This is a genomic window from Pseudomonas sp. NA-150, assembly GCF_044336365.1.
Lineage (GTDB): Bacteria > Pseudomonadota > Gammaproteobacteria > Pseudomonadales > Pseudomonadaceae > Aquipseudomonas.
The window spans coordinates 2,039,195-2,062,892 of sequence record NZ_CP172305.1 but is presented as its reverse complement, the minus strand read 5'-3'; the positions used below and the strand labels follow the sequence as shown (position 1 = coordinate 2,062,892).

Below are 23,698 nucleotides of genomic sequence, written 5' to 3'. Positions count from 1 at the left end.
ATACCCGTAATACGTTTATCGTGTGCCCGGACTGTTTAATGGTAATAATTAACCCACCGCAATCAATATGAAATATGACAATAGGCCACTATCGGTTTTATCTGGATTCATTGATAAAACAGATGAAAGCAATCTGCCAGAACGGCAGGCGCCAGGTTTGGGGGCGTTAATGGTGGGCGACACGAAGGATTTCCCGAGTCGGTCAGTACATTGAAACTTTATTTCGATACACTGAACTGACAAACGATACGAAGGACAACACCCATGACCCTCCCGGAGTCGGATCGCAACGGTATTCAAGTCATTTCACGGGCTGCGGCGATCCTCCGTTGCCTTGAAAGCGAGCCTTCTGGTTTGAGCCTGGGCGCGATTGCAAAACGGATAGAGCTTCCTCGCTCGACCGTTCAGCGGCTGGTCGACGCACTGGCGTTGGAGCAGCTACTAGAGCTGCAGGGCGCGGGCGGTGTGTGTCTCGGTCCGGCCTTGATGCGACTGGCCTCGCACACACACGTTGATATCACCCAACGCGCTCGCCCTTTCATTGAAGACCTGGCGCAGCAGACCGGCGAAACCGCCGTGTTGGAAAACGCCAACGGCGGCCACATGATGATTTTGCACTCCGCGATCTCCCATCAGCCGCTGCGGGTTTCCCCGACGGCGGGCACTGCGTTCAGCATCTACGCCACCTCCGGGGGCAAGATCCTGTTGTCAAAGATGAGCGATGAACGCGTGAGCAAACTGCTCGGCGCCGAGCTGCCCCCCTGACGCCGCATACCCCCTCCCTGCCCCACTTGCTCGAACAACTGCAGCAAATTCGCGACGAAGGTTTTGCCTATGACTTTGAGGAACACCTTCTCGGCGTCGGCGCGGTTGCTGTGGGTTTGCAAACGCCACAGGGTCATTACGCCATCGATGTGGTGGGGCCGATCTGGCGTGTGAGGGATCAACTGGAAACCATCAAGGCGGCGCTGTTGGCCTGCCAGGTGGCCCTGAACAAGGCCTTGCGCAGTATCGATTGAGCCCGGCATGAAACCAAAAAGCCCCGAACGGTCGGGGCTTTTGTTTGCGGCGATGGCTCAGCTGACCACCTCAATCTCTTCATAGCGCTTCCAACGATAAATCGCTACCGAGACCAGCCAGCTCAACGCAAATACGCCGACGATGAGGTAACCGATAATGCCGAAGTTATCGTTGAGGCCGCCAATCGCATCCCAGAATCCGCCACTCAACTTGAAGGTGTCGACCACCAGCCCGAGACCTTCGATACTGGCGACCAGCAGCGCCACCAACACGGAAACGCTGGTAATGGTGATGTTGTAATACAGCTTGCGAATCGGTTTGACGAAGGCCCAGCCATAAGCACCGAGCATCAGAATGCTGTCGGTGGTGTCGATCAGCGTCATGCCGGCCATGAACAGCACCGGGAACACCAGGATCGACCAGATCGGCATACCTTGCGCGGCCCCCGCCGCGGAGATCCCCAACAGCCCGACTTCGGTCGCGGTGTCGAAGCCCAGGCCAAACAGGAAGCCAAGAAAATACATGTGCCAGCTCTTGGTGATCAGCCCGAACAAAGGGCGAAAAAGCCGAGCCATGAGGCCCCTGCCGGCCAGCAGCAGGTTCAGGTCTTCTTCGACGTAACGTTCGCCACGCTTGACCCGGCGGAAGGTCTGGATCACCGAACGCAGTATCACCAGGTTCATCACCGCAATGGCGAACAGGAAGGAGGTGGACACCAGGGTGCCAATCAGACCGCCGATTTCTTTGAACCCGGCCATTTTGTCCTGCATGGCCATCGCCGTTGCCGCGATCACCACCGAGGCAAGCACGACGATGGTGGAGTGCCCCAGGGAGAACATCAGGCCGACACTGATTGGCCGTTTCCCGGCCTGCATCAGTTTGCGCGTGACGTTATCGATGGCCGCGATATGGTCGGCGTCCACGGCGTGGCGCAGGCCAAACGAGTAAGCGAGTATGCTGGTGCCCATGAGCAGCGGGTAATCGTGAAAAGCAATGAAGGCCCAGACCCACGCCGCCACATTGAACAGAATCAACACGGCATACAGTGCAATGACCTTCTGTTTCATCTGACCGCTGCCGTCACCGAACAAGGCTTTAACTACCGTTATCATCGACTCTCCCGGGATCTGAAATGCGGTTGATGTCAGACCATCGCCAGCCGACCGCTCTATCCCGGTGGAGAGTAATACTTTTTTACAAAAAAATCATACCGCGTCATTGTTTCGGGACGCAGCACCACAGGACAAGGCCATGCAACGAGTAACAATTACAATCGATGACGACCTGTTGGCGATCGTCGATTCGATGGTCATCGAGCGCGGTTACACCAGCCGCTCCGAGGCGTTCCGCGACCTGATCCGCGACAGCCACACGCGTGAAGCCAGCACCGAAGCCAGCGGCCAATGCGTGGCCACCCTGACCTACGTCTACGACCACGGCACCCGCGACCTTGCGCGAAAAATTACAGAAGCCCACCACGAACGCCACGACCTGGCCGTGGCTTCGATGCGCGTGCACCTCAACCACGACAGCCTGATGGAATGCTCGGTACTCAAGGGCGAAGCGCAAGACATCATCGCCTTCGCCAACGCCCTGACCAACCAGCGCGGCGTCAAATACAGCCACTTGCACGCGATACCAGTGACTCGTGAACACACGGAACATCATCACGGGGACTCGTCGATACCCCATGATCATTTGCATGTTTGAGGGTTTAGCGGTTGGCTGAATTGGAATGCGCTCTTCTTCAAGGAGCTGCCGAAGGCTGCGAACACTCTACATCGCGAAGGCCGTTCCGGCCTTTTCGCAGCCTCCGGCAGCGCCTACAGAGGACCGCGTTCTAAATAAAAATGGATGACACCGGCATGAACAACGAACCCCGTGACCCCAACGAACCGTTCAAACGCCTGTTCTTCGCCCTGCCCTGTGCCCCGGAACTGCGTCGCGCCATCGGCCAGTGGCGCGGTGCACTGCGGCTCAATAACGGGCGCCCGGTGCCGACGGAGAATTTTCATCTAACGCTGATGTTTCTCGGATCGGTCGGCGTCACGCAGATCCCGGACATCTGCGCGGCTGCGGCAAACCTGAAGACTCCAGGCGAAGCCTTGACCCTCTCACTCGATCATCTGGATGCCTGGCACCGCTCTGGGGTCCTGCTGCTGGCCCCCAGCCAAACGCCGCTCGCGCTGCGCCAGTTGGTTTACGCCTTGCAACAGGCGCTGTTACCGCTGGGGTTCGTTGACGCCGCCCGAGAGTTTCGCCCGCACCTGACGCTGATGCGCGACTATCACGCCACCGTCCCCGAATCCCCCACGGCACCGGAATTTCACCTGCGCGCCGGGCAGTTCATGTTGTTTGAATCACACAAAGGCCTCTACCGATCACTGGCCGAGTGGCCTCTGCTGGCGTAGCTAAAAGTTCTCAAGCGTCGCGTAACAGGTCATTGGCGTTCAACAGCTCGTAGGCGATTTCCGGGCGCTTCTCCAAACCGCGCCGAATCGCCGCCGGGATCGCTTGCCGGGTCTTACGACACAACCCAGGCAATTCGTCGATATTGATCCCGATCCCGCGCATGCTGCGCACTTCATTAAGGCTCGGAACGATCGTCACCCGCAGCCCCAACTGCTCGAACATCCGACGCTGCATATGCTCAAGGTCCGACAAACTGGACAGACTTTCCAGCCGATCGAGCAGGCGCTTTTCTTCCTGTCGCGTCAGATAGAGGATGCGCAGATCGGCGCCCTGGATTTCAACCAGCCGCTCCCGCTCGCAAATGCAGGCACCGGGTGGACAGGGTTGGCGGGTGGGAATGGTGGGGGTCATGGGGTCCGATCATAGCCAGTTCAGCCGAGTTTTCCATGCCCGTGTCGCCATTCGACTGGCTGTACCCGTTGAAATCCATGTTCAGACACTCCTTTCGAACGCATTTGAAATCATGACTTTCAACACTTAGGCTTGAGCAACACCCCAAGAGGAAACGTGATGACCTGGTCAGCCAAGCAATATTCGACGTTTGAGCAAGAGCGCACGCGCCCGGTGCGTGACCTGGTGGCGGCGATACCAACGCAAAACGTGCGCCTTGCTGTGGATTTGGGCTGCGGCCCCGGCAACTCCACCGAAGTGCTGGCCGAGCGCTTTCCCGGGGCGTTGGTAACCGGCATGGACAGTTCCGACGACATGCTGGTCAGCGCCAAATCGCGCTTGCCGGCGTTGAACTTTGAGCTGGCTGAGATCGAGACCTGGAATCCCGACCAGCACTTCGATGTGATCCTGGCCAATGCCTCGTTGCAGTGGGTGCCGGCCCATGACGCGCTGTATCCACGTTTGGTGAGCAAACTGGTTTCCGGCGGCAGCCTGGCGGTGCAGACCCCGGACAACCTGGAAGAACCCGCGCATCGCCTGGCGCGTGAGGTCGCGGCAAACGGGCCGTGGGCGAGCAAGACCGGCGCGGTCAAGCTCCCTCCACGGCACACCGCGAGCTTTTATTACCAACTGCTCAAACCCCATTGCAGCACTGTGGATGTGTGGCGCACCACCTATCACCATCCGTTGGCCGGTGGGCATGCGGCGGTGGTCGAGTGGTTCAAGGGTTCGGCATTGCGCCCTTATCTGGCGCAGTTGGACGACGCCGAAAAAACTGCATTTCTCGACAGTTACCTGACTGAGATCAGCAAGGCCTATCCGGCGCTGGAAGATGGCACAGTGTTGCTACCGTTTCCGAGGTTGTTCGTCGTCGCGACCCGCTGAGGTTTGGGAGTCAAGTTACATTCCTTGCAGGCGCTGCCGAAGGCTGCGAAGACGTCACAATCGCAGCCTTCGGCAGCTCCTGCGGGGGGCTTGTGCACCACCTGAGGACATAGCGCTCTTTGAAGGTGATAATGCCCGCCGCACTGTCCTCTCAAAGAAGCCATCATGTTCGAAATCAAACCCATGGACCCCACCCTCTACCGCCAACAAACCCGGCGCAGCACGCTGATCATTGCGCTGACCTTTGCGGTACTGGCGATGTTTTTTTCCGGTCTGGCGGTGATGCTGTTGGGTGTACCCGGCGGGGATAATTTCAGTTTGAACGTCGGCGGGGTGATTGTCGGACTGGCGCTTACCGTGGTGCTGGTACGCGGGCATTTCTGGTCCAAACCCTGGATGGCATCGGCGGTGTACGGCTGGCGACTCAAACGCAGCTTGATGAGCGTAACCAATGTCATGCATCACGTGACCGCTGGCGTGCAAGCCAGTGATCCGACGGCGATCAAACTGCTGCGTTTCTACCATCTTGGCTTGACCCAGATGCATCAGTTGGACGCCAATTCCAGCGCCCTGAGCCAAGCCGTGCATGAAATCGACCGGCACAAAGAACTGATGGAAGCCAAGGCGATGGACACTGATCAGTCACGCCTGGACCCAGCTTGGCTGGACGCGATGAAAAGCAAAACGACAAAATAATCGATTCCACCGACTAAAGACATTTGGTTATAAAGTTAGATCATATCGATATAAATAATTATAAGGAATATCGTTATGCTGCCGGCCTGTTTTTTCACGCAGTCGCGCTGGTTTCGTAGGGCAAGTCATGGATCTCGGTAATCTCGGTTGTGTCGTTGCAGGCTTGCTGGTTGGCTTCATTGTCGGGATGACCGGCGTGGGCGGCGGTTCGCTGATGACCCCTATTCTGCTGTGGTTTGGCATCAACCCGGCGACGGCGGTGGGCACCGACCTGCTGTATGCCGCGATCACCAAATCCGGCGGCGTGCTGGTGCATCGCAAAAACCGCAATATCGACTGGGCGATCACCGGCTGGCTGACCCTCGGCAGCGTGCCCGCAGTGGCGTTGACCCTGTGGTACCTGAGCAGCCTGCACACTGCGCCCCAGGCCATGAACGCGATGATCAAGCAGGCGTTGGGCGTGGTGTTGCTGCTCACGGCGCTGGCGATTTTCTTCAAGAAGCGCCTGCTGGAATTTGCCCACAAGCGCGCGGGCGGCCACTACAACCCCAGCGGGAAAAGCCTGAACGCCCTGACCGTGCTCACCGGTTTGATCCTCGGCACCATGGTCGCCCTGACCTCCATCGGCGCCGGCGCGCTGGGCACCGTGGCGTTGTTTGTCTTGTACCCGTTCCTGCCCACCCGACGTTTGGTCGGCACCGAAATCGCCCACGCCGTTCCGTTGACCCTGGTTGCGGGTCTGGGTCACGCGAGCATGGGCAACATGGATTGGACTGTGTTGGGCTTCTTGCTGATCGGCTCGCTGCCGGGCATCTACATTGGCAGCCACCTGACCGGGCGTGTTTCCGATGACATCTTGCGCCCCTGCCTGGCATTGATGCTGTTGCTGATTGGTTATAAGTTGGTGTTCTGATCGTCCCTCAAGATTAAAAAGCTCAACAAAAATGCCCCTCATCACAAGGGGCTTTTTATTAGAACTCAGACGCCTTACAGACTACCCAGAAAGTCCATCTTGCCCAGCGGCACACCGTTATTACGCAAAATACCGTAAGTGTTCACCAGGTGGAAGTTGAAGTTCGGCAGACCAAACTTGAACAAGTAATCCTGCTGGGTAAAGGTCATTTCCATGCCTGGAATGGTCAGGTTAACCGGTTTACCGGCGTTGTCCTGATAATCCGCCGGTGTCAGGCTTTCGAGAAAACCAACCAGCACGGCAATGCGTTCACGCAGTTGTTCCAGTGTGGTCTCATCTCCGGCAAAGCCTGGCCCTTCGACGCCTGACAGGTACTCGGCACTGATCTTGGCAATATAGGTCGCGGTGTGGACTTGCCCAACCAGGTCATACATATCCGGGGCGAGACGAGCGGACAACAACGTATCGACTTTAATGTTTTTGGCCTGGGCATGGACGTCGGCTTTATCCAGAAACGCGGACATTCTTTCGAGACCACGGAGAAAAACAGGAACAGTCAGATCGAAGTAAGAAAGGCTCATTGGGGTATCCTCGGGTGATCGCTTGGTAAGAAGTCAGTTATCAAGTTCCGCAACAATGTCGCTGTGTTAGTTAGCAAGGACACTGCGGCGCTGATGGGAGTAATACTCTTCTTTCCACGGGCAACCGAGAAGGACCACACCGGACAATGTACTGTTTCACCGGGTGAAATAAAGCCGAAACGACAAAGCCCCCGAGAGCATCGGGGCTTTGTCCTTAATGCCTAACAAGACTGCTTGTAAATGCTGCTTCAACGTGCGGTCCACCGAACGCTTTACGTTCGAGATCCTTCATAGCTTGACCCTGCTGGTCAGGTGCCCTGACTCGCTGGGAAATGAAAGGAACAGACCCAAATCCACCTGAGTACGAGAGGCCTCTGCCAGCGAGCGCACCTTCTTCGAAGCCGAGAGCAAGGTCTGCTTGTCCAGCGTGCCCTCACGCACAGCCGCGACGATCGCCTCAGCAATCGCGTCAAGGCCGGCCTCGCTCGACACCAGCAACAAATGCGCGCCTGCGGCCAGGGACGTAACGGCCGTTTCGGTGATGGTGTTACCACGAATGATGGACACGGCATCGAGGTCATCGCTGATGATCAATCCGTCGAACGCCAGGTTATCGCGCAACAGACCTATGACCTTGGCCGAGGTGGACGCGGACTTATCGGGATCGATGGCGGGGAAAACCGCCGGGCCGGGCATGATCGCTTTGACCCCGGAGGCAATCACCTGCCGGAAAACGTCGAGCCCGTCCTCAAGCAATTCATAGGGACCAGGAACGAAGGCTTCAGCCACCGCCGGATCAGCCTCGGTGATAAAATGCCCCGGGAAATGCTTGGCGGTCGCGATCACCCCGGCCCGCTGTACACCCCGGATGAAGGCACAGGAAATCCGCGCGACTTCTGCCGGATTCGAACCGAGATTGCGGTTATGCAACCAAGGGTTGGCGCCCGTCACCACATCCACAATCGGCGCCAGGATCAGGTTGATGCCCATAATGCGCGCCGCACTGGCCATCTCGAAACAGCGCTCTTCAATGTCGGCGGCGCTCAGATCTTTGAGCAATTCCACCGGCGGCATTTTAGGCACCAGTTCGTGAAGGCGCTGGATACCGCCAAGCTCTTGGTCGACGGCAATCAACACCGGCGAGTTGGCATACTCCACGGCTTCTTTAGCAATCTGCGCGAAGTGCTCGCGTGTTTCCCGACGCCGGCGCTCAACGCTCATACTTCTGGCAATGTATTCCTCGCGACTTTCCCCCAGCAACACGGACACTCCGCCACGGCTCAAGTAGCGGCGGACATTTTCATCCAGTTCCAGCCCCGAAAATGCAGGCAGTAGCACTGAATAGGCGGCTCTCTGAAGTTCGTTTGACATGGACTTACCCTGCATGTGTGAGGCCCTGACCCCATGGCCAGAGGCGAGTGATCCGAGCGAGCGAAATTGACCCATCGAGCGAGCCGATGCATGATGCTGCTCGATCTTCTGCAAAAACGACATTTGCATGCTCGTTTATGCCCACTATATGACAGGACACGATTAAGTCAATGCTCACTCATGAAGCTTTCCCCGGCGAGCGGCAAAAACTGATCACCCTTCGCCTTGCGCAACACGGACGCGTTTTGGCGGCGGAGTTGGCCACGGAGTTCAACGTTTCGGAACATTCGATACGTCGCGACCTCGGCGTTCTCGCTGACGCGGGCCTGTGCAAACGGGTATACGGCGGCGCGATCTCCATTCCTGGCAACAGCGCCGGTCAGCCTGAAAAAAATGAAGAACAGCGTTCACGCAAAGACGCTTTAGGGACAACGGCCGCGACCCTGATCAAATCCGGTCAGCACATTTTCATTGATGGCGGCAGCACCAACTTCGCCATTTCGAGCGAAATCAATCACGACCTTGCACTGTCCATCACTACGAATTCACCGTCGATTGCGCTTGAACTGGCCAAATTACCGCTGGCAGACGTGATTTTACTGGGCGGCCGATTGCACAAAGCGACAGGCAGCGCAGTCGGACTGACCGCAACCCAGCAATTGCTGAATTTCAATTTTGATATCTGTTTTCTGGGCGCTTGCGCCATCGATGCGGGCAAAGGGATAACCGCCTTCGACCTGGACGACGCCGAGTTCAAACGTGCGGTGGTCTCGCGCAGCGGTCAGATCGTGGTGGTGGTCACCAATGAAAAATTGGCGAGCATCGCGCATTATCAGGTCGCACCCTGCGAGGACCTGGGCGTGCTGGTGGTTGAACATGACGCACCGGCGGAGCGACTGGACCCGATTCGCGCGAAGGTTTCGACTGTCTTGATTGCCGGTTGAAGAGTCGACTACCAGAGACCGTCTTCCGTCAGCCCCAACTCACGCATTTCGTGCTCCCGGAACTGTTGGTCGCACGCCATAAAAAACTCGTCGAGTTGCGGTGCTGCGACAGAGGTTCCCGACAGCATCGAGTGAACCTGCCCGCGATGGTGAATTTGGTGCTCGAACAGGTGCAGAAGAATTCGGTCAATCCGCTCCTCGACAGGGCCGGCCGTGCGCTTCAGGAGCACGGTTCGACGCAGTTCGTGTTGATCGAGGCCTTGGCATAGCGCGGCCAGACGGCGGTCCATTGAGCGCTGCCGGCTGTTGAGGTCGGCAAAAACAAGGTCCGCCGGAATGCTGATGTCCTGCCCCGGTAAATCCTGTTCCAGCGCTGCGAGGTAGTAGCGGTCGACATCGAGGATGTGGTGAAGCGTGGACTGGATGGAGGGGAAAAAACTGGTCCTGGGTGCGCGATACTCGGCATCAGTCAGTGCATTGCAGGCGCGCAGCAGCCGGTCGTTGGCCCAGAGGTTGTTGAGCGCTTGGGCGAGGAAGTAGTTCATCGGGCTGGCCTCTTTCCATTGTCTTTTACCGACCTCCCCCCGAACGATAACCGCTACTCAAACCGCCTCTCGAGCAAACGACCGGACGATCGATTTGGTAGCAGGACTGATGTCCAAATCGCCGGCCTTTTTGAACGGAAGCCATTTGCAGTCAGCGATTTCATTTTGCGGAGAGGGTTTGTCGGTTTCACGTAGCTGCACAGTAAACACGTAGTGAACCGTGTTGTTCTTCTCGAAGCGGGCAAGGTAAATCAGATCTTGTGCCACCAATCCGGTTTCCTCGCTCAGCTCGCGCAATGCGGCTTGCGCGGGTGTTTCGCCGGCCTCGATCTTGCCGCCAGGCAACACCCAGTTGGATTTTGCTTTGCGCACATAGAGAACGCGATTATCTCGCCGGCAAATTACAGTCGCTCTCTCTTTCATCGCCTTGCCCCGCCAGTAGTGTGTCGGGCTACGCCGCTTCAAGCGATGCTCTAAGCGTAGCACTGTCATAAATCCTTCATATTCGACGCACTAAACATGCCAGCCAGGCACATTTTTCTGTAACCACAAACTGCGAGGCATCGCCCTACGTGGTCATAATGACCAAATATAAATATAAACAATTGAATTTAAAGGGAAAAAAATGGCGCTAACTGTGACCTGTTAATCACAGAATCCTCACAGCCGAAACCGAGCGACGGCCAGGCACACCGTTCATGTACACATTTTTTAAATCTTGAGGGAGCAATACGACGCAATGCCCTAACGCAAAAACTCTGGGCGCCCCTGGAAAACGTCATGGTGATCTCCACCACTGACTTGCAAGGCAACATCACTTACGTCAACGACCTGTTCTGTCCGTTGACCGGCTACAGCCCCACCCAAACCCCAGAAACGAAAAAGCCCTGAATAATCAGGGCGTTGACGCGAGTCTTAGGATTAAGGTGATCGCCGTTTATTTGCTTTACTAAATATCAGCAATCACAAACGGCTCTTCCGTCGCAAAAACTGACTGGTAAATTGCGTCATATGGAGCTTCGCGAGCTAACCAGCCGACGGTTCGGCGATCCGGTTATCTGTGAAAAGAACGCTGCAAAATGAATCAAACCGTGGGATGAAACTCGATTGCTAACCAGATGGCATCCGAGTCAGACCAGTAGCGGTGCCATGGGTAGGTCGGGTTGCCATCGGCCTGCACCTGGGTAAACGGATCATGGGTAAAACCCGGCGCCATGCTGATCTGTTCGTAAAGGGTTGAGTCATCACGCTCAAGGAATTTCTGGATGCGCCCTGTCCCGTGAATCTGAGTGTGAATCTCAAGGAACGGATGCTCGTTGTGCAGGTAGCAGTCGGTATTCGTGGGTGCCCACCACAAGTTGAGGCGAATGCCGTACTCACGCAGGTCGGTCACTTCTTTGCGCTGATTGGCAAAGGCGAACGGATCGAGCATCACGTTGCCGATTTCGTCGTAACGGGAAATGTACAGCGGCGTGGTGCGCGGAAACTTGGCAAAGCGATTGCCGAACCAGTCCCACTCACCGAACACCACCCCCCCCAGATTGACCTCGCTGCGAACCCTGAAGATCGCAACGCGGCTCGCCTCGGCGATCACGGCATTGAACAACCGGGTGGATTTCCAGCCTGGGACCACGCTGGGAATCGGCCCGCCAATGTGCATGGGCGCATGGTCCAGATTCAGGGCTACCCCGCCAGGCACGACAAAGTCCTTCACATTCTCGACGAGGTAGCATTCCACGAACTCGTCGGAAAACTGCAGTTCACGTTTTTGGTTAATCGCTGACATGGTTCTCTCCTGCCTGGGAATTTTCTGACTCAACGAATCATGCCGCCACGAAGGGCGGCACAATTCAAGGAGCTACTATCAGAAACCGCGCTTCTCGACGTAGTCGTCACGCAGGTCACCCAGGTAGGCAGGCACGGTGATGTCCCACCAGCCGGTCGGGTGCATGTTGCTCCATGGGCGCTCAAGGGAGGTGATCGCCTCGATGACGTATGGGCGGCCCGATGCCAGCGCACGCTCCACCGCCGCGCCGATCTGCAGAGGGTCGGTCACGCGTTCAGATGCGGCACCCAGCGACTTGGCGAAGTCGGCAATGTGCGCTTCCCACGAAGCACCGTCCGGGGTGCGGAAATCGGTGATCATTTCCCGGTCCTCGCCGAACATATTCAGTTGCAGGTTGCGAATGGCCGCCCAACCGCCGTTGTTCATGATCAGGAAGATGGCTGGAACACCCATCATCACCGCCGTGGCCAGTTCCTGGCCTGTCTGCAGGAAAGCACCGTCGCCGCAGATAGCCACCACGGGCTGACTCGGGGCACCCATCTTGGCACCGATGGCCGCCGGCACCGCGAAGCCGATCCCAGAGAAGCCCCCAGGTGTGATGTGCTGCTTGGGGCCGTAGACCGGGAACTCGTTGAACACCTGGTTCTGCGGGTTGCTTGAGTCAGTGACCACGATGGTGTCGCGAGGCAGTACCTTGCGCGCTTCGAACAGCACTTGAGACACAGTCATCGGCGATTCATTGCAGGTACGCAGCGGGTGAAGGTGCTCTTCCCACTTGCCTTTGAGGGTTTGCAGGCGCTTAAACATCGGCGACTGGGAATAGTCGCGGGCCGGGCCCTGCGCACGCAACTGCGCCAGCAGTGCAGTCAGGATCGGTCCGGCGTCGCCGACGATGCCCACTTCGGCCGGGTAGTTTTTGCCGATCTCAAAGCCATCGATGTCGATCTGGATCAGCTTGGTTTTCGGAATATCGAAGGTCACGCCCGGACGGTAGGACGAGGTGATACGGTCGCTGAAGCGGCAACCGATGGCCAGGATCACATCAGCTTCCCGGGTCATGGCGTTGCCTGGGATCGAGCCCAGGTCACCGCACGGCCAGGCATACAGAGGGTGGTCTTCGGGAATCGAGCCCTTGCCCATGAATGAGGTCGTGACGGCCGCACCCACGTGCTCGGCGATCGCGACGAGCTCGGCACTGGCATTGGCCGCGATCACGCCGCCACCGGCCATGATCACCGGACGCTCGGCCGACAGCAGCAGCTCGACGGCGCGAGTGATGTCGGCCGGGTCACCGTGCAGGCGACCATGGCCACGGTGGGTCTGCGGGGCAGGCAATGCCACCTCTGCGTACTCGGCTTGCAGGTCTTGCGGCAGATTGATCAGCGCCGGGCCACGACGACCTTCAAGCATCACGTTGAAGGCCTGGGTCATAACACTTGGCAACTGCGCGACATGGCTCGGTTGCCACCAACGCTTGACCACAGGTTCGGCCATGCGCGGGAAGTTGTCGCCGTGGGGGCGGTCCAGCTCCTGCAGCACGCCCTTGCCCATCATGTAGGTGTGTACGCCACCACTGATCACCAGTTGCGGAATCGAATCGGCGAATGCGGTAGCGATGCCGGTCAGCGTGTTCGTGGCGCCAGGGCCGATAGAGGCACAGACCGCAGCGATCTGGCCGCTGGCCCGATAGAAGCCGTCGGCCATGTGCGAAGCGCCTTGCTCATGCATAGCGGGGACGAGGGTGATCTCGTCCTTGCGATCGACGAAGGCATCGAGCAATGCGGTGTTGCCGTGGCCCGGAATACCGAAGACATAAGGCACTTTTTCGCGGATCAGGTACTCGACCACGATCTGCCCGCCCGTCATTTTTTTTGTATCAGCCATGTCCTGCTCCGTTTTTCTGTAATGGGATGGTGTGCGTTGCCACGCAGATCGTGGCCTTCAAGTTCGAGACAGCCCTGTCGAGTCAACCAATGTCGACCGTGTTCACCGTGTTGGTTCTTTTCACCGCGGCGATACCGAAGTCTCGCTCCAGGATGTGGTCTGCCGCGCGCAATGCCTGCGCCGCAATCGTGAGGGCCGGGTTCACGGCAGCCGAGGACGGCATGAAGGAGGCGTCGATCACGAAAAGGTTGTTGTGGTCGTGGCTGCGGCAGAACGTATCCAGTGCGCTGGTGCGCGGATCGGTGCCGAACTTCACGGTGCCGCACTGGTGCGACGTCGAATGCTTGAGCAGCGGTTTGGTCAGCACGATCGGATAGCCGCTGGCACGCAGTAACGCTGCGAGCTTTTTGACTAACACACGATGCGGTGCCAGGTTGTTGCGCCGGATCGCCAACTGAATCTTGCCGTCCTTGAGCACCACTCGGCTGTCCGGGTCGGGCAGGTCTTCAGAAAAGGCAATCCAGTCGATGCTGTGACTGGCCATGGTCGAGCCCACAGCCTTGGGCAGAAACGGCACGTTGGCAGACAACATTCCACCTTGCAGCTTGCCGAGCATTTGCGCGTGCCCCAACGGAAATGGGTAATCCGGCGCACCGAAGTAGAACTCGTTCATCGCCAGGGTTTTCTGAAAGGTGGTGGTGTTTTTGCCCATGGAAAGCCCCATCAACGCCGTCTGGTTATGGGCCATGTAATTGCGCCCTACCACGTCGGAACTGTTGGCCACCCCGTTCGGCGCCGCATCGCAGGCCGAGCGCAACAACAACGCCGCGCTATTGACTGCCCCGCAGGCGACAACGATCAGCTTTGCGGTGAGGATTTCGGTCTTGCCGGCACTCTCCACCTCCACCCCGCTGACCGTTTTGCCGTCAGCCGAGAGGATCAAGCGCTTAACCAGAGTCTGGGTGCGCAAGGTGACGCAACCGGTGGCCAATGCTGGCTTCACCAGTGCGGTTTCCGCCTCCATCTTCGCGCTGACCTTGCACGGAAAACCATCGCAGGTTTTGCAGAGGATGCAGCAGCCCTTTCTGGAATAATTGATGGCCAGCGGCAAGGCGGAAGTGCGCGCGCCCAGTCGGGACATCGTCGCGCCCATCTGCGCAACGATCGGCTCGCTGGCCACTCGCGGGAATGGATACGCGTTGCTGCGCCAAGGGGCCGAGGGGTCATCGGTGTCATCGCCGTGCACCTCAAAGATCGCTTCGGCTTCGGCGTAATAGGGCTCCAGCTGCGCATAGGAAATCGGCCAGGCGGGAGAAACCCCGGCTTCATGGCGTAATTCCTCGAAATCCCGTTCACGCAGGCGGATCATCGAGGCACCATAGAACTTGGTGCAACCACCCACGTTGTAGTAGATGCTGGGGCGAAATGCCGTGCCACTCGCATCCAGCCAAGAGTCATGTGCAGTGTATTTTTTGTCGAAGAATACTGATGCGACGCTCCAGTTCTGGTCTTCCTGAGGCACCCAGTCACCGCGTTCGAGCATGAGCACGTTCACGCCGTTCTCAGCGAGACGACGGGCCGTGGCCCCACCGCCTACTCCGCTGCCGATGACAATGACTTCGGGTAATTGCTTCATGTACGCCTCTTTATCGCCTGAAAAACCAGCTGAGCCTCACGTGCATCGTGTGGGCACCCAGCGCAGCCGCTGGGTGCCATTGAAGTATTTGCCGTTGGCCGCTTTCACTCAATTTCGCAACCTAAACAAAGCCGACGCACACTGACGCACTGCATGACATAACGGGCGCAGGCGCGCCGATCAGACCTGCGGGAAAGGCACCCAGCCACGCGTGCGATTGGACTCCACACACGCCTGCGACAACGCCACGCCACGCACGCCCTCCTGGATATCGGGAATCGGCACAACGGTTGCGCTGCGCCAGGCAGGCCCCGCCTCCAGCGCTTGGGCGAAATCGGCGTAAAGCACCGCCAGCGCTTCCAGATAGCCCTCCGAGTTGCCGGCGGGCAGGCTGGTGAACGCCAGCGTCTGGGCACAATTGTCGGACTGCCCGCGCCGATAGATCCGCTCCGCTTCGCCTGTGGGCGCGAAACGCAGGGTCTCGGGCGCCTCCTGGCACCATTCGACCGACGCCTTGCTGCCGATGACCTTGAATCGCAGGCCATTTCGGTGGCCGGGCGCCGCCAGGCTTGCCCATAACAAACCATCCACGCCGCCTTCAAACTCCAGTTGCACCACGTTGGTATCGTCCATTGCCCAACCCGGTACGGTACTGGTCAGCTTGGCGTTAAGCCCGGTGCAGCGTCGCCCCGAAAGGAACTCCAGCAGGTTGAAGGCATGGGTACCCACATCGCCCAGCGCAGCGGTTGGGCCCGCCTTGGCCGGCTCACCACGCCAGGCCAGGCTTTTGCCGAGGTGCTCGACCCCTGGCGCCAGCCACTCCAGCAGATACTCGACATACAGAAAGCGGATCTCGCCGAGCTCCCCGCCCTGGATACGGCTGCGCGCGTCCCGAACCATGGGATAACCCAAGTAGGTGTAGGTCATGGCCAGGAAGGTATTGCGCTGCCGAGCGATCCTCACCAGTTCAAGCGCCTCGTCCAGGCTGTTGACCAGGGGTTTGTCACAGATGACCGGAATGCCCGCCTCAAGGAACAGACGGCACGGCTCAAAGTGCAAAAAATTGGGCGTGACAATGACCACCGCTTCGATAGGGTCAGGACGCGCTTTCTCGGCGAGCGCCATGTGCGCAAACGTCGAGTAGATCCGGGTCGGGTCCACACCCAGCGCCTCGCCCGCTTCACGCCCTGTGGCAGGATCGGAAGAGAATGCGCCGGCCACGATCTCGAAGCGATCGCACAGGCGCATGGCTGCGCGGTGGTAACTGGCAAAGAAAGCGCCTTTGCCACCACCGACCATGCCGACCTTGAGTTTTCTTTTTGCAGGAATATCGCCCGTCAAAACCGCCATGGTGAAAAACCCTCGTGAGTGAGGCCGACTTAGGCCTTAGATGTTATTGCAGGACCGCCCTGTTACTTACGCCTTACCCGCCCAGACGGAATCAAAGAACGCCCGACACTTATTCAGGTTCTGCAGCGGGTCCGCGCGCCATACCTCTTCGCTAAACACTTCCACATCGAAATACCCGCGGTATCCGCTCTGATGCAGCTTGGTCAAGATGGACTTGAGCGGCAGCACACCCTCCCCCGGCAACAGGCGATCATCGTGGCAGCGTGTGGGCTCTCGCCAATCCGAAAAATGCACCAGGGCGATTCGCGAGGCCGTTTCTTCGATGCGCCTGTCCAGTTCCGGCTCATGGCACAGGTGCCAGGCATCAAACAGAATGCCGACCGCGGTGCTGTTGACTACTTTCACGATCCGCTCGGCATCGACCAGCGTGTTCAGATAATCCAGATAGGGTTCATGCACGGGCTCCAGCGCCAGGGTCACCCCCCGTTGCCGAGCTTCCTCGCCCAGGCGTACCAGCACGTCGACGGTTGCCTCGTCCATCTGCTCACGGGTGCGGCCTTGGTGATTGCCCGGCACCACGCCCATCACGCCGACGCCGAGGGTCGCGCAGTCATCCAGCGCGCCACGCAACAGGTCAAAGACCTGTCGGTCCTGCCGCCCCTCCGCCGTCAGCATGCACGGCAGTCCGACCATGCTCACCGGTGCAAGCGGTGCATCCCTCAGCACCTTGGCGCCCCGGTCCACCCCACAGGCCTTTATCTTGTCCCACCACAGACTGATCCCGTTCATACCCGCTTCTGAACAGACCCGAACGTCCTCCTCGAAGGACAAGTACCGGGTGGTGATCCCACAAACGGAAAGTGCTCGCGCAGGCGAACCCGCCACCGCGTTAATGATGTGAGGCATGTGCTTGTCGACCCTGTTGTGCTGTTATTTCGCAGGTAGCGACAACCCTGCACGCGATGAGCCTGAACGGTTACCTGCTCGGGCCCTCATCAATAGCGGCCCGAACAATGTCAGAAGACCCAGGAGCACCAGCGGGATGTAGAACAGGGCGTGAATCCCAAACGTGCTGACAATCCATGAATACGCGGCCGGCCCCGCCAGCAACCCGGAAAAACCGATGCCGTTCACAATCCCGACGTTGCGCCCGGCATTGGCTGGATCCTTACGCCCGGCACTGGACAGCATTAGCGGTGCAATGCAGGCCAGCCCCAAGCCCAGCAGGGCAAACCCGGCCATCGCGACGACCGCATGAGTACTCAGTGTCGCCAGGCATATACCGAGAATGGCGGTGAACCCACAGCACAGGAGCATGCGTGACACCCCAATGAGCTCGGCAAGGCGGTCGCCGGTGATGCGCCCGATGAACCCCGCCCCGGTAAACAGGCTGATGGCCAGGCCCGCCGTGGCGATGCTCATGCCCGCTTGGCGGTTGAGGAACTCCTGGCCCCAGTCATTCACGGCGCTCTCGCTGACCATCCCGCCCGTCAACAAGGCTCCGAAGGCCACAATGACGGCGAGAATGCGCCAATCCCAGCCTTTCGCGCCTGCCGTTAAGTCAGCACTGGCCTGTGGAGCGGCCAGCAATTCATGTTTGTCGAGCATGAAGCGATTGGCGAGCACACTGAGCACCGCCAGGCTGATGCCGGCGAAGGTGAAGGGTGCGGCGGCACTGAGGGGAAAGAGGCCGGCAAGGTAGCTGGCCAAAATGCCAAAGAAGAACCCACCCAAGGAAAAGAACGCATGGAACGCCGCCATGATCGGCCGCCGGTAAAACCGTTCAACCTGGACGCCATGGGCGTTGAGCGCCGTATCCGTGGCCCCGCGCAGCGTCCCCAGGACGATGCCGAAGGTCATGGCAAAATAGAAATCATTGGAAAAGCCCAGAACAATGATCGAGACCGGGTAGAGCAGCATCAGCACCCTGATAACGGACTTGGGGCCGAAGATGTCCAGAAAGCGCCCGACACACAGGGCCCCCACAGTCGAACCAACGCCGATCCCCAAGGCCACCATGCCAAAATCAAGATCGCCCAGGCTGCCTTGTAGCCCTAACTGACGGCGAAACGCGCTCACGCCAATGGCCCATGTGTAGAGCATGGCCCCCAGAATCATGAAGCCTGCGAAGGTGGCGATTCGCGCTTTCCTGATCCTGGGTGTGACGTGGGAGTTGTCTCGTGTATTCATGACGGAGGATCACCTGTCGAGAGGGCCAGTAGCCGAGTGCCCACACTGGCTTGAGTGTGAACCGCTCAAGGCTCACTCGAGTATCTGTCCGTGTGTGGCTTAACTCAATTTCGCACATCGGCGGCAAGTGACGCACACTGACGCGCCCCATAAAAAAGCCGCCGCCCGAAGTCGGGACAGCGGCCAGGTTGCGCGCCGAATTGAGCTACAGCGGCTATTGCCACAGCGACGTGTACAGTTCGATCACTTCATCGGCGCTCGGCACGCGAGGGTTGTTACCCGGCGAGCCCGAAGCCAGCGCTTGTTGCGCCATGACTGCCATGGACTGCTCGAAGCGTTCACGGTCAACGCCGAACTGGCGCAACGTGGGTACAGCCAACTCGTCATTCACGGCCTCAAGAAAAGCAATCAGCTTTTCATTGGCCAGCGCATCGCTGTCCGCCGCATTGGCAGCACCGATGGCGCGAGCACAGTCGGCGTAACGCTCGACGGCGGCCGGAATCGACCAGGCCGTTACGGCCGGCAGTAGCATGGCGTTGGACAAACCATGGGGGACATGGAAGAAGGCACCGATAGGCCGGCTCATGCCATGTACCAGTGCCACCGAGGCATTGGAAAAGGCGATACCCGCCAGCGTGGCGCCGATCATCATGGCTTCGCGAGCGACCTGATCCTGACCATCACGGTAGACGCGGCGCAAGTTCGGCCCGATCAGGCTCATGGCCGCCAGCGCCTGAGTGTCGCTGTATGGGTTTGCCTTGCGGCTGACATAGGCTTCGATGGCATGAGTGAGCGCATCGATGCCGGTATCCGCGGTCGTGCGCGCAGGCAGGCTGAGGGTAAGTTTGAAGTCGATCAGTGCTGCCACCGGCATGAAACCAATCCCGGCGCACAGGAGTTTTTCATCGTTGGTTTCATCGGTAATGATCGTGAAGCGCGTCACCTCCGAACCGGTGCCGGCCGTGGTGGGTATGGCGATGATCGGCAGGCCGGCTTCGTTGACTTGGCGCGGAAAACGGTAATCACGAATGTTCCCACCGTGCTTGCCGAGGATGGCAATGGCCTTGGCACTGTCGATGGGGCTGCCGCCGCCCAGGGCGACAATCGAGTCGAAGCTGCCGTCGCGTACACGCGCCACCCCGGCCTGAATCGACTGGGCTGTCGGCTCCGGCACGGTGTCATCGAACACTTCACAGACAATATTGCGCTCGGCCAGCACCGCGACCAGTCGCTCAGCCTGCCCCAGTTTGACCATGACCTTATCCGTGACGATCAACGGGCGACTGCAGTTCAGCGCCGCCAATACGTCGGGCAGTTTTCGGCTGGCGTCGGCGCCGATTTCCATGATGCGGGGAAGAATGGCTTGTACAGACATCAGATCACCTCAAGAGCATTACCGTTGATTATTTTTATATAACGATACAAAATGTATCGTTATATAAAAATAAAGTCGACCGGAAGCGCAAAAAAAAGCCACCGGCTGTCGACCGATGGCTTGGAGTGAGGCGTGACGGTGGGTTATGTCTCAGACGGAGGCTCTTCTACCAGCTCGCCTAATCTGGATGCCGCGCGTCTGAGCTGCGGCTCGAGTGCCAACAGTTCCTCAAGACTTTTGCGTATGGTCGGGGCATGGGTGTACAAGCAGGCGAAGAGTCGCCCGCTGCGGTCCTTGATCGGCACGGCGCAGGCCACCATACCGTCGACGAATTCTTCATTGTCGACCGCCAGTTCGCTCTTGCGGATGGCCTTGAGCTGGGCCTCCAACGCTTCGGCCTGGGTGAGGGTGTTGCGAGCCATACGCTTGAGCGACAGGCTTTCGATGATCTGCCTGCGGCGGCTCTCGGAGAAGGTGCTCAGGTACAGCTTGCCACTCGCAGTGCACCACATCGGTACATGGGTGCCCACCGGCAAGTGCAACTGCAAGGGCCAACTGCTCTGGACCCGATCGTGGTACACCATGTCGATGCCGTCAGGCATGGCGATGCCGCAGGTTTCGTCCAGTTCCTCGGCCAGTTGCCTGAGAATGGCCTGGCGCTGGGCCTTGTAGCGGCTGGCATAGATCACGCCCATGGCGATGTGATGCAGGCGCTCGCTGGGCACAATCGCCCCGCGCAGGTTGGTCTGCAGGAAACCTTCGGCCTGAATCTGCTGAAGCAAACGATGGAGGCTAGGCTTGGGGATATCCAGCATGAACGCCAGATCCGCTGGCGAAGGAGCACTGCTGGCCTGAGCGACCGCTTCGATGATCTCCATCACACGCGTGATGGAGGAGCCTTTGTTCCGCGAGCCAGCACTTTCTTTCATGGGGACGCCTGAATACTGAAGTCGCGCTGATTCTTGCGCAGTGACGCCTGGATGTCTAACGCGCAGGGTGTAACGGCACCCACCAAGCCCACACCCACCTGGGTGCGCCGGTAACGGATACCCGCCGACAGGCCTGCCTTGTCTGCTCCGGTGCTTTCAAAAAAAGGCTATGGTGCGTCATGTCGCTTCACTGCGGGGCGTCGCCACAACCGCCCTCGTACATTCGGGGTTTTCACCGGCCTTGCGCGGCATTATCGATGGCATGGCATGTGCTATGAAATCGATTACCGTGGGCCTCACCCGTCGCAAAAGCGCTCACCCACCATCATCGGTGACCGCTTGATCGCTGCCTGGATCCTGCCCACGGGGTTCGTATTATTTTGTTGAGGAGGAATCATGTCTGATGCTAGCGCCCTGTCACATGGCGAGCGTCACCAAGCCCGTAGCGACCAGCAGGGCAACGTGCAAAAAAACCTGGCCACGCTGGTGGAGTCCTGCCGCTCCGTGGCCGATCTGTGCCGTAAGGTCGACGTCAACCGCCAGCAGTTCAACAAGTACCTGGCCGGACAGCACTTGCCGTCGCAGAAGATCCTGCAGAAGATCGCACGCTATTTCATGATGGAGGCCGATGATCTGTTTCGGCCACCTGCCGACTTCAAGAAGTTCTACGAAGGTTTCGAGAACGAACTGCCAATCGGTCTGCGAGCCTCGGCGCAATTCACGCACTTTCTGCCCTTGGCAAAAAACTCCGCAGATCTGCTCGAAGACTACCTGGGGGTTTACTACCGGTACCACAATTCGTCCATTTACAAAGGACGAATCCTGCGTTCGGTCACCTGCCTGTATCGCGCCGACTCCATGGTTCAGTACGCCACCGTAGAGCGTTTTCCGCTGCTCGATGGCAGTGGCAAGATCGGTTACTCGTTCACCTACCACGGCTTCTGCCTGCTGCTGGGTGATCGTCTGTTCATGGTCGACTTCGAAGGCAAGCAACGCAACGAAATCACTTTTTCGATTCTCACCCCACAACACCGCCGCCCTATCCGCTTTCTTTACGGGCTGATCACCGGCGTTGCCTCCTCGTCCTTCCGCCAGCCGTTTTCGACGCGAATGGCACTGGGCTATGCCGGCAAGGGCATGATCCGTAAAGAGCACTTGCGCAACGGCACGGCGCTGCTGCCCAGCGACCTGTCGTTGCCCCTTGAAGTGCGCGAGTACATGACCGGCGACAACTCATCGATCATTTGGGGCGGTCAGGACTGACGCCTCCCCGCGCACAAAAAAAAACGCCATCGATCATGACCTGATCGATGGCGTTTTTTTGTGAACCAGCTGACTTATTCGACCGCAGTCCCGAACGGCACTTCGCGATGTCCGTAGCGGCGCACACGGATGTTGGCTTGCTCGGCGTGACCGGTGAACTTCTCAAGCACACTCAGGCGTGAGCAGTACTCACCGATCATCGCCGAGGCTTCATCGGTGAGGATGCGCTGATAGGTGCAGGTCTTGAGGAACTTGCCCACCCACAGGCCACCGGTATAACGCGCAGCCCCGGAGGTCGGCAAGGTGTGGTTGGTGCCGATCACCTTGTCACCGTAGGCGACGTTGGTTCGCGCGCCGAGGAACAACGCGCCGTAGTTCTGCAGGTGCTTGAGAAAGTAATCCGGATCGTGGGTCATGACCTGGACGTGCTCGGAAGCCACCTTGTCCGCTTCGATGACCATTTCCTCATCACTTTCGCAAATGATGATCTCGCCATGGTTGTCCCAGGCCTGGCGGGCGATGTCGGCCGTGTCAAGCAACCCCAGCAGGCGTTCGATTTCAGACAGGGTGTCCTCGCCCAACTGGCGAGACGTGGTGATCAGCACCGCTGGCGAAGTGGGCCCGTGCTCGGCCTGACCCAACAGATCGGTGGCCACCAGTTCACCGTCGACACTGTCGTCGGCAATCACCATGGTTTCGGTGGGGCCGGCGATCAAATCGATACCAATCTTGCCGAACAGTTGGCGCTTGGCTTCTGCCACATAGGCGTTGCCAGGCCCGACGATCATGTCCACGGCGGGGAACTCGCCGATGCCCAGGGCCATTGAAGCCACCGCCTGTACACCGCCCAGGCAATAGATCTCATCGGCGCCAGCCAGGTAGATGGCGGCAATCACCGGTGCGCTTGGGCGCCCCTCGAAGGGCGGCGATGTGGCGATGACTTTTTTCACGCCGGCTACCTTGGCCGTGATGATGCCCATGTGCGCCGAGGCCAACAGCGGGTATTTGCCGCTAGGAATGTAGCAGCCGACGGTTTCCACAGGGACGTGTTTGTGGCCCAGGATAATACCGGGCAAGGTTTCCACTTCGACATCGTGCATCGAGTTGCGCTGGTGCTGGGCGAAGTTGCGCACTTGCTGCTGAGCGAACTTGATGTCGTCGATCTGCCGCGGCGTCAGTTCGGCCAGGCAGGCATCGATCTGTTCCTGGCTCAGGCGAAAACTGGCCGGGCTCCATTTGTCGAACTTGTCCGAATATTCGTGTACCGCAGTGTCGCCACGAGCGCTGATGTCGGAAATCATTTGCTCGACAATACGACGCACCTGGTGGGTATCGGCTTCGCCGGACAGTTGCGTGGTGGAAGTTTTCAGGTAGTACGCCATGGGGGTTCCTTCGTTCTCGGAAAATGACTTCGCTTCAGGCGATCACATGGGCCGACCGGCCCACCATATTCACAGCGTCATTGCGC

The 23,698-nt window shown here is 58.7% G+C and carries 25 protein-coding genes; 10 read left to right on the top strand and 15 right to left on the bottom strand.

Going from position 1 to position 23,698, the window contains the following annotated elements:
- Positions 1–264 precede the first annotated feature (264 nt).
- Positions 265–765: an IclR family transcriptional regulator gene (locus ACF0H7_RS09905; protein WP_397452580.1), complete on the top strand. Its 501-nt coding sequence runs from the start codon at positions 265–267 to the stop codon at positions 763–765.
- Positions 766–791: 26 nt separating this feature from the next.
- A complete protein-coding gene (locus tag ACF0H7_RS09900; protein WP_397452579.1) occupies positions 792–1,019 on the top strand; it encodes an IclR family transcriptional regulator C-terminal domain-containing protein in 228 nt (75 codons plus the stop codon).
- Positions 1,020–1,076: 57 nt separating this feature from the next.
- On the opposite strand, the gene ACF0H7_RS09895 is transcribed toward ACF0H7_RS09900, so the two are convergent.
- Complete coding sequence (locus ACF0H7_RS09895; protein WP_397452578.1) at positions 1,077–2,132, bottom strand: HoxN/HupN/NixA family nickel/cobalt transporter; 1,056 nt, start codon at positions 2,130–2,132, stop codon at positions 1,077–1,079.
- A 139-nt stretch (positions 2,133–2,271) separates the two neighbouring features.
- Here ACF0H7_RS09895 and nikR point away from each other — a divergent pair, with 139 nt between their 5' ends.
- Both nikR and thpR read left to right on the top strand, forming a co-directional pair.
- On the top strand, positions 2,272–2,730 hold the full coding sequence (nikR, locus tag ACF0H7_RS09890) for a nickel-responsive transcriptional regulator NikR (RefSeq protein ID WP_397452577.1): 459 nt from the start codon (positions 2,272–2,274) through the stop codon (positions 2,728–2,730).
- A gap of 155 nt (positions 2,731–2,885) precedes the next feature.
- Entirely contained in the window at positions 2,886–3,431 is a 546-nt protein-coding gene (thpR, locus tag ACF0H7_RS09885) for an RNA 2',3'-cyclic phosphodiesterase (protein WP_397452576.1), read from the top strand.
- A 10-nt stretch (positions 3,432–3,441) separates the two neighbouring features.
- Here thpR and ACF0H7_RS09880 read toward each other — a convergent pair whose 3' ends face one another.
- Entirely contained in the window at positions 3,442–3,843 is a 402-nt protein-coding gene (locus tag ACF0H7_RS09880; RefSeq protein ID WP_397452575.1) for a hypothetical protein, read from the bottom strand.
- 159 nt (positions 3,844–4,002) lie between these two features.
- Between ACF0H7_RS09880 and tam the strand changes: the two genes are divergently transcribed.
- The 3 genes from tam to ACF0H7_RS09865 all read left to right on the top strand — a co-directional run bounded on the left by tam (position 4,003) and on the right by ACF0H7_RS09865 (position 6,376).
- The gene (gene tam / locus ACF0H7_RS09875) at positions 4,003–4,767 is read left to right on the top strand and encodes a trans-aconitate 2-methyltransferase (RefSeq protein WP_397452574.1); all 765 of its coding nucleotides are present in this window, start codon (positions 4,003–4,005) and stop codon (positions 4,765–4,767) included.
- Between the two features lie 165 nt (positions 4,768–4,932).
- On the top strand, positions 4,933–5,463 hold the full coding sequence (locus tag ACF0H7_RS09870; RefSeq protein ID WP_397452573.1) for a DUF3087 domain-containing protein: 531 nt from the start codon (positions 4,933–4,935) through the stop codon (positions 5,461–5,463).
- A gap of 127 nt (positions 5,464–5,590) precedes the next feature.
- Positions 5,591–6,376, top strand: coding sequence for a sulfite exporter TauE/SafE family protein (locus ACF0H7_RS09865; protein WP_397452572.1), 786 nt, complete (start codon positions 5,591–5,593; stop codon positions 6,374–6,376).
- Positions 6,377–6,450: 74 nt separating this feature from the next.
- Here the strand turns inward: ACF0H7_RS09865 and ACF0H7_RS09860 are convergent, their stop codons facing one another.
- A complete protein-coding gene (locus ACF0H7_RS09860; protein WP_397452571.1) occupies positions 6,451–6,957 on the bottom strand; it encodes a DUF1993 family protein in 507 nt (168 codons plus the stop codon).
- Positions 6,958–7,245: 288 nt separating this feature from the next.
- Positions 7,246–8,451, bottom strand: coding sequence for a glycoside hydrolase family 3 N-terminal domain-containing protein (locus ACF0H7_RS09855; RefSeq protein WP_397452570.1), 1,206 nt, complete (start codon positions 8,449–8,451; stop codon positions 7,246–7,248).
- 47 nt (positions 8,452–8,498) lie between these two features.
- Here ACF0H7_RS09855 and ACF0H7_RS09850 point away from each other — a divergent pair, with 47 nt between their 5' ends.
- Positions 8,499–9,272 carry a DeoR/GlpR family DNA-binding transcription regulator gene (locus ACF0H7_RS09850; RefSeq protein WP_397452569.1) on the top strand — a complete coding sequence of 258 codons (774 nt, stop codon included), beginning with the start codon at positions 8,499–8,501 and terminating at the stop codon, positions 9,270–9,272.
- An 8-nt stretch (positions 9,273–9,280) separates the two neighbouring features.
- Here the strand turns inward: ACF0H7_RS09850 and ACF0H7_RS09845 are convergent, their stop codons facing one another.
- Both ACF0H7_RS09845 and ACF0H7_RS09840 read right to left on the bottom strand, forming a co-directional pair.
- Positions 9,281–9,817, bottom strand: a complete 537-nt coding sequence (locus ACF0H7_RS09845) for a DinB family protein (protein WP_397452568.1) — start codon at positions 9,815–9,817, stop codon at positions 9,281–9,283.
- Between the two features lie 57 nt (positions 9,818–9,874).
- Positions 9,875–10,240, bottom strand: a complete 366-nt coding sequence (locus ACF0H7_RS09840) for an NUDIX hydrolase (RefSeq protein ID WP_397453868.1) — start codon at positions 10,238–10,240, stop codon at positions 9,875–9,877.
- Between the two features lie 357 nt (positions 10,241–10,597).
- Between ACF0H7_RS09840 and ACF0H7_RS09835 the strand changes: the two genes are divergently transcribed.
- A complete protein-coding gene (locus ACF0H7_RS09835) occupies positions 10,598–10,708 on the top strand; it encodes a PAS domain S-box protein (RefSeq protein ID WP_397452567.1) in 111 nt (36 codons plus the stop codon).
- 193 nt (positions 10,709–10,901) lie between these two features.
- Here the strand turns inward: ACF0H7_RS09835 and ACF0H7_RS09830 are convergent, their stop codons facing one another.
- The 8 genes from ACF0H7_RS09830 to ACF0H7_RS09795 all read right to left on the bottom strand — a co-directional run bounded on the left by ACF0H7_RS09830 (position 10,902) and on the right by ACF0H7_RS09795 (position 20,967).
- Positions 10,902–11,603 (bottom strand): hypothetical protein, encoded by a 702-nt coding sequence (locus ACF0H7_RS09830; RefSeq protein ID WP_397452566.1) that lies wholly within the window; start codon positions 11,601–11,603, stop codon positions 10,902–10,904.
- 78 nt (positions 11,604–11,681) lie between these two features.
- Positions 11,682–13,487 carry a thiamine pyrophosphate-binding protein gene (locus ACF0H7_RS09825; RefSeq protein ID WP_397452565.1) on the bottom strand — a complete coding sequence of 602 codons (1,806 nt, stop codon included), beginning with the start codon at positions 13,485–13,487 and terminating at the stop codon, positions 11,682–11,684.
- Between the two features lie 82 nt (positions 13,488–13,569).
- A complete protein-coding gene (locus ACF0H7_RS09820) occupies positions 13,570–15,123 on the bottom strand; it encodes a GMC oxidoreductase (protein ID WP_397452564.1) in 1,554 nt (517 codons plus the stop codon).
- Positions 15,124–15,303: 180 nt separating this feature from the next.
- Positions 15,304–16,473, bottom strand: a complete 1,170-nt coding sequence (locus ACF0H7_RS09815) for a Gfo/Idh/MocA family protein (RefSeq protein ID WP_397452563.1) — start codon at positions 16,471–16,473, stop codon at positions 15,304–15,306.
- 66 nt (positions 16,474–16,539) lie between these two features.
- Entirely contained in the window at positions 16,540–17,379 is an 840-nt protein-coding gene (locus tag ACF0H7_RS09810) for a sugar phosphate isomerase/epimerase family protein (protein WP_397452562.1), read from the bottom strand.
- Between the two features lie 24 nt (positions 17,380–17,403).
- On the bottom strand, positions 17,404–18,663 hold the full coding sequence (locus ACF0H7_RS09805; RefSeq protein ID WP_397452561.1) for an MFS transporter: 1,260 nt from the start codon (positions 18,661–18,663) through the stop codon (positions 17,404–17,406).
- Positions 18,664–18,877: 214 nt separating this feature from the next.
- A complete protein-coding gene (locus ACF0H7_RS09800) occupies positions 18,878–20,038 on the bottom strand; it encodes an iron-containing alcohol dehydrogenase (RefSeq protein WP_397452560.1) in 1,161 nt (386 codons plus the stop codon).
- A 143-nt stretch (positions 20,039–20,181) separates the two neighbouring features.
- A complete protein-coding gene (locus tag ACF0H7_RS09795) occupies positions 20,182–20,967 on the bottom strand; it encodes an IclR family transcriptional regulator (protein WP_397452559.1) in 786 nt (261 codons plus the stop codon).
- Between the two features lie 396 nt (positions 20,968–21,363).
- Between ACF0H7_RS09795 and ACF0H7_RS09790 the strand changes: the two genes are divergently transcribed.
- The gene (locus ACF0H7_RS09790) at positions 21,364–22,230 is read left to right on the top strand and encodes a helix-turn-helix transcriptional regulator (protein ID WP_397452558.1); all 867 of its coding nucleotides are present in this window, start codon (positions 21,364–21,366) and stop codon (positions 22,228–22,230) included.
- 74 nt (positions 22,231–22,304) lie between these two features.
- Here ACF0H7_RS09790 and hisD read toward each other — a convergent pair whose 3' ends face one another.
- Complete coding sequence (gene hisD / locus ACF0H7_RS09785; RefSeq protein WP_397452557.1) at positions 22,305–23,612, bottom strand: histidinol dehydrogenase; 1,308 nt, start codon at positions 23,610–23,612, stop codon at positions 22,305–22,307.
- Positions 23,613–23,698 lie beyond the last annotated feature (86 nt).

What these genes read in the sequence shown, in the direction of transcription:
- ACF0H7_RS09845 (WP_397452568.1), bottom strand. Translation starts at nt 9,817, where the DNA reads ATGAACTACTTCCTCGCCCAAGCGCTCAACAACCTCTGGGCCAACGAC.
- ACF0H7_RS09880 (WP_397452575.1), bottom strand. Translation starts at nt 3,843, where the DNA reads ATGACCCCCACCATTCCCACCCGCCAACCCTGTCCACCCGGTGCCTGC.
- ACF0H7_RS09905 (WP_397452580.1), top strand. Translation starts at nt 265, where the DNA reads ATGACCCTCCCGGAGTCGGATCGCAACGGTATTCAAGTCATTTCACGG.
- ACF0H7_RS09860 (WP_397452571.1), bottom strand. Translation starts at nt 6,957, where the DNA reads ATGAGCCTTTCTTACTTCGATCTGACTGTTCCTGTTTTTCTCCGTGGT.
- ACF0H7_RS09870 (WP_397452573.1), top strand. Translation starts at nt 4,933, where the DNA reads ATGTTCGAAATCAAACCCATGGACCCCACCCTCTACCGCCAACAAACC.
- ACF0H7_RS09805 (WP_397452561.1), bottom strand. Translation starts at nt 18,663, where the DNA reads ATGAATACACGAGACAACTCCCACGTCACACCCAGGATCAGGAAAGCG.
- nikR (WP_397452577.1), top strand. Translation starts at nt 2,272, where the DNA reads ATGCAACGAGTAACAATTACAATCGATGACGACCTGTTGGCGATCGTC.
- ACF0H7_RS09800 (WP_397452560.1), bottom strand. Translation starts at nt 20,038, where the DNA reads ATGTCTGTACAAGCCATTCTTCCCCGCATCATGGAAATCGGCGCCGAC.
- ACF0H7_RS09790 (WP_397452558.1), top strand. Translation starts at nt 21,364, where the DNA reads ATGTCTGATGCTAGCGCCCTGTCACATGGCGAGCGTCACCAAGCCCGT.
- ACF0H7_RS09830 (WP_397452566.1), bottom strand. Translation starts at nt 11,603, where the DNA reads ATGTCAGCGATTAACCAAAAACGTGAACTGCAGTTTTCCGACGAGTTC.
- ACF0H7_RS09825 (WP_397452565.1), bottom strand. Translation starts at nt 13,487, where the DNA reads ATGGCTGATACAAAAAAAATGACGGGCGGGCAGATCGTGGTCGAGTAC.
- ACF0H7_RS09865 (WP_397452572.1), top strand. Translation starts at nt 5,591, where the DNA reads ATGGATCTCGGTAATCTCGGTTGTGTCGTTGCAGGCTTGCTGGTTGGC.
- ACF0H7_RS09810 (WP_397452562.1), bottom strand. Translation starts at nt 17,379, where the DNA reads ATGCCTCACATCATTAACGCGGTGGCGGGTTCGCCTGCGCGAGCACTT.
- ACF0H7_RS09895 (WP_397452578.1), bottom strand. Translation starts at nt 2,132, where the DNA reads ATGATAACGGTAGTTAAAGCCTTGTTCGGTGACGGCAGCGGTCAGATG.
- ACF0H7_RS09835 (WP_397452567.1), top strand. Translation starts at nt 10,598, where the DNA reads ATGGTGATCTCCACCACTGACTTGCAAGGCAACATCACTTACGTCAAC.
- ACF0H7_RS09855 (WP_397452570.1), bottom strand. Translation starts at nt 8,451, where the DNA reads ATGTCGTTTTTGCAGAAGATCGAGCAGCATCATGCATCGGCTCGCTCG.
- ACF0H7_RS09795 (WP_397452559.1), bottom strand. Translation starts at nt 20,967, where the DNA reads ATGAAAGAAAGTGCTGGCTCGCGGAACAAAGGCTCCTCCATCACGCGT.
- ACF0H7_RS09815 (WP_397452563.1), bottom strand. Translation starts at nt 16,473, where the DNA reads ATGGCGGTTTTGACGGGCGATATTCCTGCAAAAAGAAAACTCAAGGTC.
- tam (WP_397452574.1), top strand. Translation starts at nt 4,003, where the DNA reads ATGACCTGGTCAGCCAAGCAATATTCGACGTTTGAGCAAGAGCGCACG.
- hisD (WP_397452557.1), bottom strand. Translation starts at nt 23,612, where the DNA reads ATGGCGTACTACCTGAAAACTTCCACCACGCAACTGTCCGGCGAAGCC.
- ACF0H7_RS09820 (WP_397452564.1), bottom strand. Translation starts at nt 15,123, where the DNA reads ATGAAGCAATTACCCGAAGTCATTGTCATCGGCAGCGGAGTAGGCGGT.
- ACF0H7_RS09840 (WP_397453868.1), bottom strand. Translation starts at nt 10,240, where the DNA reads ATGAAAGAGAGAGCGACTGTAATTTGCCGGCGAGATAATCGCGTTCTC.
- thpR (WP_397452576.1), top strand. Translation starts at nt 2,886, where the DNA reads ATGAACAACGAACCCCGTGACCCCAACGAACCGTTCAAACGCCTGTTC.
- ACF0H7_RS09850 (WP_397452569.1), top strand. Translation starts at nt 8,499, where the DNA reads ATGCTCACTCATGAAGCTTTCCCCGGCGAGCGGCAAAAACTGATCACC.